General features: G+C 68.3%; 8 protein-coding genes. 3 read left to right on the forward strand and 5 right to left on the reverse strand.

Features of this window, described 5'->3' with window-relative positions; all coding sequences use genetic code 11:
• The 5 genes from AX692_RS15125 to sdhC all read right to left on the reverse strand — a co-directional run.
• On the reverse strand, positions 1–1,023 hold a 1,023-nt coding region (locus tag AX692_RS15125; RefSeq protein ID WP_155646340.1), incomplete at its 3' end, for a saccharopine dehydrogenase NADP-binding domain-containing protein.
• An 8-nt stretch (positions 1,024–1,031) separates the two neighbouring features.
• On the reverse strand, positions 1,032–1,706 hold the full coding sequence (locus AX692_RS15130; protein WP_073973483.1) for a DUF6946 family protein: 675 nt from the start codon (positions 1,704–1,706) through the stop codon (positions 1,032–1,034).
• Positions 1,707–1,724: 18 nt separating this feature from the next.
• The gene (gene sdhA, locus AX692_RS15135; protein WP_073973482.1) at positions 1,725–3,593 is read right to left on the reverse strand and encodes a succinate dehydrogenase flavoprotein subunit; all 1,869 of its coding nucleotides are present in this window, start codon (positions 3,591–3,593) and stop codon (positions 1,725–1,727) included.
• Positions 3,593–3,979 (reverse strand): succinate dehydrogenase, hydrophobic membrane anchor protein, encoded by a 387-nt coding sequence (sdhD, locus tag AX692_RS15140; RefSeq protein ID WP_073973481.1) that lies wholly within the window; start codon positions 3,977–3,979, stop codon positions 3,593–3,595. Before sdhD ends, sdhA begins: the two co-directional genes overlap by 1 nt.
• A 13-nt stretch (positions 3,980–3,992) precedes the next feature.
• A complete protein-coding gene (gene sdhC / locus AX692_RS15145; protein WP_230959643.1) occupies positions 3,993–4,319 on the reverse strand; it encodes a succinate dehydrogenase, cytochrome b556 subunit in 327 nt (108 codons plus the stop codon).
• 162 nt (positions 4,320–4,481) lie between these two features.
• Between sdhC and AX692_RS15150 the strand changes: the two genes are divergently transcribed.
• The 3 genes from AX692_RS15150 to AX692_RS15160 all read left to right on the forward strand — a co-directional run.
• Positions 4,482–5,204, forward strand: a complete 723-nt coding sequence (locus tag AX692_RS15150) for an SDR family NAD(P)-dependent oxidoreductase (protein ID WP_073973479.1) — start codon at positions 4,482–4,484, stop codon at positions 5,202–5,204.
• 1 nt (position 5,205) lies between these two features.
• A complete protein-coding gene (locus tag AX692_RS15155) occupies positions 5,206–6,123 on the forward strand; it encodes a 50S ribosomal protein L11 methyltransferase (protein WP_073973478.1) in 918 nt (305 codons plus the stop codon).
• 16 nt (positions 6,124–6,139) lie between these two features.
• Positions 6,140–6,661 (forward strand): hypothetical protein (locus tag AX692_RS15160; protein ID WP_155646341.1); only part of this gene is annotated, 522 nt, incomplete at its 3' end.

Genomic DNA, 6,661 nt, shown 5'->3' on the forward strand with positions numbered 1-6,661 from the left:
CTTATCGCCCGCCGCCATGGCGCGGGCGATAAGGATCACGGGGATGCAGGGGATGAAGGGCCCGTGCCCCGATCGCGCGACGATCCAGTGGCGGCGGGTCATGGGCGCGCCGTCCCTGCCCTCGCCCGTGATGGTCATGAAGAATCCGCTGGTGCCGGTGCCGAGGAAGTTGAACAGGCTGGCGATGCGGACCAGCTGCGGGGCGAAACGGTCGAGCCGGGGGAGCAGGCCGGCCTGCGTCAGCCAGCCCATCAGCGCGGTGCCGAAATGCATCGGCAGAATCGCGTGTCCCGCCCAGAAGGTGTGGTCCGCAAGCCCCGGATAGCGCGCGGCGAAGAGGTCGAGATCGGGCGCATTGGCCCGCCCGAACCAGCGCGCGCCGATGCCGGGGATGTGGACGCGGCGCTGGTCGCTCCAACCGGTGACCTCCACCATTCGCCCGCCGATGCGCTGCGTGAACCGCTGCCCGACGAAGGACAGCACCGCCGCGACGGTCCCCGCGCCCGCGTTGGATTGCTCGGCCCCGCTGATGCCGTAATCGAGCGAGCGGATCGCGCGCATCTCCTCGAGCGCCGCGTCGGCATAGGCGGCGGTCAGCGCGGGGATCGAGCTTGCCCCCGCGATAACCGCCACGCCCGCCGCCTTGGCCTTCTCGTCCAGAACTCCGATCCCGGTCACGAAATCGCGCGCATCGGCAATGTCGCAATAATGCGCCCCGCAGGCGATCGCAGCTTCGGCCACGGCGTAGCTCTGCCCATTGTAAGGCCCGACCATGTTGATGACGCAATCGGGGCGCAGCGCCGCGAGCGCCTCGGGTGGCCCGGCGAAGTCGTAGGCGCCCGCCTCGGCGGGATTGGCCGCATCAAGCGCCGCCGCTGCGGCCCGCGCCTTGGCAAGCGAGCGTCCGGCGATGATCAATTGAATGGCGGGATCTGACGCAAGACTGCGGGCGACATGGGTGCCGAAATTGCCGTAGCCGCCGACGATGGCAACGCGCAGGGGACGATCCGGGAGCCCAGCCAAACCGGGGCCTATCCGTTCTCGCTCGACCAGCCGAGCCGCAGCGAAACGCCGCCCACCTCTATCGGATCGCTGAGCGAACCCGCAGCCACGCCCCTCGTGCCGATGGCCTCGGCAAAGGCGGCGAAATCAGCGAAGCCGTCGCGCTCCGGCGACCAGCTCTGCACGATCATGGCCGCGTGGCTGGCCCGGTAGCGTTGCGCTTCAAGAACAGCCGACGCGGTGCGGTGCAGGAGCTGATAGCGCAAGGGGCCGACATCCGTGCCTGCCATTCCAAACAGCGCCACCAGCTTGGCGAGCCGCGCTTGCTTGCCGGCGCTACCGTCGGCCAGCCATCGTGCGACGGTCTTGTCGAACCCTTCGTCGACCTTGGCCTCGATCGACAACACTCCCAGCCCGGCATCGAGCCCGACCAGCGCCAGCATGTCGCTCTGCGAATGGGACGCCCGGCCGTCCTCGAGACTGGTGCACCGCTCGGCAAAGGCGTCGAGCAGTTCAGCGTTCCGCCAATTCTCCGCTTGGTCGAGGATCGTCCGGACCGACGAGGGGATATCGTTCGCCGCCCACCATTGGTCGATCAGCAGCTTGGCCGATCGACCATCCTTCCAGTGATGCGCTGCCCCAAGGTGCGGGATGACATCCCGGGGCGCGCGCAGCGGCACGTGGACCCGGCGAATGATGCTCATCGCCGAGCCCCTTTTCGATCAGTACACCCGCGCCTTGGGCTCGATATACTTGATATCATCCGTCAGCGTGTACTCATGCACCGGGCGGTAATCGAGGCGGATGTTGCTGCCGCGGCCGCCCCAGCCGTCGAACCAGGCGATGGTGTGCTTCATCCATTCCTTGTCGTTGCGCTCGGGGTAGTCCTCGTGCGCGTGGGCACCGCGGCTTTCCTTGCGGTTGGCGGCGGACGCGATGGTCACGTTGGCCTGCGCCATGAGGTTGTCGAGCTCGAGCGTCTCGATCAGGTCCGAGTTCCAGATCAGCGACTTGTCGGTGACGTGGATGTCCTCCATCCGCTTGTTCTGCTCGGCGAGCTTGGCGACGCCCTCGTCCATCAGCTTCTGGTCGCGGAACACGGCGCAGTGCTTCTGCATCGCCTTCTGCATCTCCGCGCGAATCTGCGCGGTGGGCGAGCCGCCCTGCGCATAGCGGAAGTGATCGAGCCGGGTCAGGGCGAAGTCCGCGCTGTCGGCGGGCAGTTCGGCCTGCTTGGCGTTGGGCTTCAGATTGTCGCGCAGGTGGTGGCCGGTCGCACGGCCGAACACCACGAGGTCGATCAGCGAGTTGGAGCCGAGGCGGTTGGCCCCGTGCACCGACACGCAGGCCGCCTCGCCCACGGCATAGAGGCCGGGGATCACGGTGTCCGGATTGCCGTCCGGGCCGAGGGTCACGACCTGCCCGTGGTAGTTACACGGGATGCCGCCCATATTGTAATGCACCGTCGGGGTGACGGGCAGCGGCTGGCGGGTGAGGTCGACGCCGGCGAAGATCTTGCCGCTCTCGGTGATCCCCGGCAGGCGCTGGGCGAGCGTTTCGGCGGGGATGTGATTGAGGTGGAGGTAGATATGATCCCCCTCCGGCCCGACGCCGCGGCCCTCGCGCATTTCGAGCGCCATCGAACGGCTGACGACATCGCGCGAGGCGAGGTCCTTGGCCGACGGCGCATAGCGCTCCATGAAGCGCTCGCCTTCGGAGTTGGTGAGGTAGCCCCCCTCCCCGCGTGCGCCCTCGGTGATGAGCACGCCCGCGCCGTAGATGCCGGTCGGGTGGAACTGGACGAACTCCATGTCCTGCAGCGGCAGCCCGGCGCGCAGCACCATCCCGCCGCCGTCACCGGTGCAGGTGTGGGCCGAGGTGGCGGTATAGTAGCAGCGCCCGTAGCCACCGGTCGCCAGCACCACGCTCTGCGCGCGGAAGCGGTGAATCTTGCCGTCATCGAGGCACATCGCCATCACGCCGACGCACTGCTTCACCCCGTCGCGCTCGGCCATGATGAGGTCGAGCGCGAAGTATTCGATGAAGAAGTCCGCGTCATACTTGAGGCTCTGCTGATAGAGCGCGTGGAGCATCGCGTGCCCCGTACGGTCGGCCGCGGCGCAGGTGCGCTGCACCGGCGGGCCCGCACCCATGTTCTGCATGTGGCCGCCGAAGGGGCGCTGGTAGATCGTCCCGTCCTCGTTGCGGCTGAAGGGCACGCCCGCGTGCTCGAGCTCGTAGACCGCCGCGGGGGCCTCGCGCGCGAGATATTCGATCGCGTCCTGATCGCCCAGCCAGTCCGACCCCTTGACGGTGTCGTACATGTGCCAGGTCCAGTGGTCGGGCGAGTTGTTGCCGAGGCTCGCAGCGATCCCGCCCTGCGCGGCGACGGTGTGCGAACGGGTGGGAAAGACCTTGGAGATGTTCGCGGTGCGCAGGCCAGCCTCGGCTGCGCCCATCGTGGCACGGAGCCCCGATCCGCCAGCACCGACCACCACCACGTCATAGGTGTGGTCGACGATCGTGTAGGCACCCTTCAGATGCGCGCCGCCGACATCATTGGCGGTTCCGCTAGCTGCCGACGTAGCCATCAGGCCTTACCTCCGAAAACGAGTGCGGCGACGCTGAAAATCCCGAAGGCGCCCCCGCCGATAGTTGCAAGATTGAGCGCGGCGATCAGCGCGAACTTCGACCCGCCGTCGTGAATGTAGTCCTCGATCAGCACCTGCAGCCCGAGCCGCGCGTGCCAGAACAGGCTGGTGACGAGCAGGATCATCGCGGTCGCGTTGATCGGGTGCGCCAGCCACTTGATCACGTTTGCGTGGCCAAAATCGCCGAGCAGCGCGAGGCTGACCAGCAGCCAGGTCATCAGGACGAGGTTGCCGATCGCGGTGAAGCGCTGGAGCAGCCAGTGATGCGGCCCCTCATGCGCCGCACCCAGACCGCGCACGCGGCCGATCGAAGTTCCGTTGCCCATGTGTGCCTCCCCCTCAGACCAGCAGGATCACGGCCCAGAAGGCCGCGGTCAGCAGGATCGCGATGATCGGCGCTGCGACCGACCAGGTGCGGTTGGTGTCAAGCTCGTAGCCCGCGCCGATATCGAGCACGAAGTGGCGAAGCCCGCTCATCATGTGGGTGAAGAACGCCCACGAGAGCCCGATCAGCACCAGATAGCCGACAGGCGTGCCCATCGCCCACTGGAAGGTCGCGTAGGACTCCGGCCCGCTCGCCAGCGAACCCAGCCACCACAGCAGGACGCCGAGGCCCACCAGCGCCATGCCGTCGCCGGTCGCGCGGTGGAGGATCGATACGAGCATGTGCGGCCCCCAGCGCCAGATCTGGAGGTGGGGCGATAGCGGTCTTTGGTTCATGGTGATCCCGTCTGTCCCATATTTCGGCTCTCCCACTTAGCGCCCTTGCCGCGCGAGGCAAGCGGCGAGCAGTGGACATGGCTTGCAAAGTTTCGGATAGGCGCTTGCATGGGACACATTCTGGTTACCGGATCAAGTCGCGGGATTGGCAGGGCTGCGCTCGAGGCCCTTGCGGCAAGGGGCGCGAAGGTCATCGGCCATGCATCGCGCGCGCCTGCGCTGACGGACGGCGCGCCGGTCATCGCTGCCGATTTCGGCCATCCGCTCGCGGCGCAGGCGCTGTGGGAGGCGGCGCTCGAACTGGCGGACGGCGAGATCGACGCCGTGGTCAACAATGCCGGGCGGTTCGAGGCCAACCGGCTCGAGCGCTCGGACATCGAATGGCTCGATGCCTGGGAGGACACCCTCAGGGTCAACCTCACCGCGGCCGCGCAATTGTCGCGCCTCGCGGTGCGGCACTGGCAGGAGCGCGGCTTTGCGGGACGGCTGGTGCACGTCGCCAGCCGCGCGGCCTATCGCGGCGATTCCCCGGCCCACTGGCACTATGCCGCAGCCAAGAGCGGGATGATCGGCATGCACAAGACGATCGCGCGCGCCTATGCCGGGCAAGGCATCCTGAGCTTTGCAGTGACGCCGGGCTTCACCGACACCAGCATGGCGGACGACTACCTCGCCAGTCGCGGCGGCCCGGGCCTGCTCGCCGACATCCCGCTGGGCCGGGTCGCCACCCCCGAGGAAATCGCGGCGATCATCGCCTTCTGCGCCCTCGACGCGCCCCCCAGCATGACCGGCGCGGTGATCGACGCCAACGGAGCGAGCTTTGTCAGGTAAAATGGCGCCCGGTGAGACCACCTGGAAGCTCTCCCTCTTCGCCCCCAAGCCCACCGTGCAGGCCGCGCTGCTCGCGCATGACCTGATCGACGACTGGGACCACGAACTCGTGATCGCCGGGCGCGAGGTGGCCGAGGACCGGCCCGACGAGTGGGTGCTCGAAGGGTGGTATCCGAGGAAGCCCGGCAAGGCAGAAGAGGCTGCACTCGGGGGGCTGTTCGAGGGCAAGACGCCCAGGATCACCGTCGAGGAACTGCCTCCCGCGGACTGGGTCACCCTGAGCCAGCACAACGCGCCCCCGATCCGTGCCGGGCGGTTCCATGTCCACACCCCCGACTACCCCGCCGACCGCCACGCGATCGACTTCGTGATCCCCGCCAGCCAGGCCTTCGGAACCGGCCAGCACAAGACCACCGCCGGGTGCCTCGAAATGCTCGGGGCGATGAAGGCAAGCGGAGTCATCGCGCGCAACATTGCCGACATCGGCACGGGCACCGGCCTCCTCGGCTTTGCGGCGCTAGCCCTGTGGCCGCGCGCCCTCATCACCCTCACCGACATCGACCCGGTCTGCACCGGCGTGGTCGAGGAGAATGCGCGCCTCAACGGCATCCCGATGGGCGCCGGCGCAGGCGAGGCGGTGATGATCGTCGCCGACGGGATGGACGATCCGCTGCTCGAGGTGCGCGGGCCCTATGACCTCCTGATCGCCAACATCCTCGCCGGACCGCTGGTGAGCCTCGCACCCGACTTCGCCAAGGCGGTCTCACCCGGTGGGAACTTGCTGCTCGCAGGGCTGCTGGCGGGCGAGCAGGAAGCGGTGGTCAAGCGCGCTATGGCCCGCGCCGGCTTCCGCATGGCCGCCCGGCTCCAGCGCGGCGACTGGGCGATCCTGTGGCTGCGCAGGCGCAGGCAATGGTAGGAGGCGCGCTAGCCCGATGATCGCGCAGCTCGACATCGCGGTGCGGCTCGTCGCCTGCGGGGCGAACCTGCTGCTGCTCGTGCTGCTGCTCGCGGGCGAGATGCGACCCGGGCTCAAGCTGCCGCTCGCGGGCCTGCTGGTCGGGGCGATCGGTTACCTGCTCAACACCGCGGGCGGCATCCGCGGCCTGCCGGGCCCCTTCCCGCTCAGCGACTTCGTGTCGATCTTCACCCCCTACTTCACCTGGCTCTTCGCGCTGCGCGTGTTCGAGCACGAGCCGCCGCGCCTCGCCCTGTGGGGGGCGCCGCTGCTGCTGGCGGCCTCGTGGCTGGTCGCCGCCTTCGTGCTGCCGCACCTCCACATCGGCTTCTACATCATCCATGTCGTGGGCCTGCTATTGGTCGCCGACCTGTTCCGGATCGCGCTGCTCGAGCGCGGCGACGACCTTGTCGAGCAGCGCCGCACCTTCCGCCTGTGGCTGCCGCTGCTGGTCGCGGCACAGGCGGGCGGCATCCTCGCCTACGAGCTCGTCACCGGC

The organism is Erythrobacter donghaensis (assembly GCF_001557325.1).
In the GTDB taxonomy this organism is placed as follows: domain Bacteria; phylum Pseudomonadota; class Alphaproteobacteria; order Sphingomonadales; family Sphingomonadaceae; genus Erythrobacter; species Erythrobacter donghaensis_B.